The following is a 368-nucleotide window of genomic DNA, read 5'->3' on the forward strand; positions in this document are numbered from 1 at the left end:
GGTTATTAACCACAACACCTTCCTCCCCGCTGAAAGTACTTTACAACCCGAAGGCCTTCTTCATACACGCGGCATGGCTGCATCAGGCTTGCGCCCATTGTGCAATATTCCCCACTGCTGCCTCCCGTAGGAGTCTGGACCGTGTCTCAGTTCCAGTGTGGCTGGTCATCCTCTCAGACCAGCTAGGGATCGTCGCCTAGGTGAGCCGTTACCCCACCTACTAGCTAATCCCATCTGGGCACATCTGATGGCAAGAGGCCCGAAGGTCCCCCTCTTTGGTCTTGCGACGTTATGCGGTATTAGCTACCGTTTCCAGTAGTTATCCCCCTCCATCAGGCAGTTTCCCAGACATTACTCACCCGTCCGCC

General features: G+C 55.4%; 1 rRNA gene. It reads right to left on the reverse strand.

The annotated features are described in order from the left end of the window. Positions 1-368: ribosomal RNA gene (locus KW828_RS21700) — 16S ribosomal RNA — on the reverse strand; the annotation flags it as partial.

It is taken from the genome of Enterobacter sp. ENT03, from assembly GCF_019218745.1.
Taxonomy (GTDB): domain Bacteria; phylum Pseudomonadota; class Gammaproteobacteria; order Enterobacterales; family Enterobacteriaceae; genus Enterobacter_D.